At 76.9% G+C, this 1,246-nt stretch carries 1 protein-coding gene and 1 pseudogene; both read left to right on the top strand.

The genetic code is table 11. The features are described from left to right. The coding region (locus ACZ6BG_RS28130; RefSeq protein WP_469006486.1) for a DUF6457 domain-containing protein at positions 1-665 on the top strand (665 nt) is incomplete at its 5' end. Next, positions 662-1,246 (top strand): annotated as a pseudogene (locus tag ACZ6BG_RS28125) (hypothetical protein); the annotation flags it as partial. The gene ACZ6BG_RS28130 and the pseudogene ACZ6BG_RS28125, both read left to right, overlap by 4 nt.

The raw sequence follows: 1,246 nt of genomic DNA, 5'->3' as shown, positions 1-1,246 counted from the left end.
CGGAGGCCACCGCCAGCCAGGTGGGCCGCGGCGCGCCTTCGTCCGGCGGGGCCCAGGGCTCGCGCGGGCTCACCGGGCTGCCCTTGCGGCGGCTCACCGCACGCCTCGCGCTCGTCCGCATCACCGATCCGCTCGCCACGTTCGACTGCGACACCTGGGACGACATCGCCACGGCCCGCGCGCGGATCAGGGAGCATGGGCACGTGTTGGATGAATGGATTTCCGCAGTCAAGGACGAACTGGGCATCGAACTCGACGTCGACACCGGCATCCTGCTCGACCTGGCCCGCGACGCGGCGCACGGGGTGGCGCGGCCCGCGGCGCCCCTGACCACGTTTCTCGTCGGGTACGCGGCTGCCCTTGCCACAGCGGGCGGGGGCGGCCCGGAGGCCGTGGCGGAAGCCGCGCGCAAGGCGGCCGCGCTCGCCGTCCGGTGGGCGGACGAGGACCAGCCGGACGGGCCCGGCGCCGCGTCGGCCTCCGGTGCGGGTACGTCGACGCCGTCCGGCACACAGCCCGCTTCCGGTACGCCGACGTCGTCCGGCGAGAACGCACCCTCCGGCGAGAAGGAACCCTCCGGCAAGCAGGGCCCTTCCAGCAAGCAGGGCCCCTCCGGTACGCACACCCCCGGCGCACCCTCCGGCACGGAGCCGGACCCCCGATGAGCGGGCAGCACGCGGCCGACGCCGAGTTCGACGAGGCCCTCGCCCTGGTGAACGAGGACCGGGCCAGGACCGGGGCGGGCACCGCGCGGCCGGACCACTCGGACCACTCAGGCGTCCCGGGCCACCCGCACCACCCGGGCCACCCGCACCACGCGGACGACCCGGGCCACGCGGACGACCCGGGCCACGCGGACGACCCGGGCCACGCGGACGACCCGGAATCCGCAGACGTACCCCCCGCAGCCCCCCGTACCCCGGGAACCCAGCGCAGCGCCCCCGCCGCGCAACCCGACCCGCCCGACACCAGGCCCAACACCCCGTCCGACCCTCTCACCCCACCCGGTGGCTGGCCCCCCGCTCCCGGCGGCCACCCCACCGCCACCGGGGCCTGGCCCGACGCCTCCGCCCCTCCTCCCGGCCCGCCCGGCGCCCGCGCCAACGCCTCCGGCGGCCGTTTCACCACCCCAGACGGTCAGCCGACAGCCTCCGGCGGCCGTTTCACCACCCCAGACGGTCAGCCGACAGCCTCCGGCGGCCGTTTCACCACCCCAGACGGTCAGCCGACAGCCTCCGGCGGCCGT

This window comes from Streptomyces sp. NPDC041205 (assembly GCF_055591765.1).
This window is presented reverse-complemented; position numbering and strand designations above follow the sequence as displayed.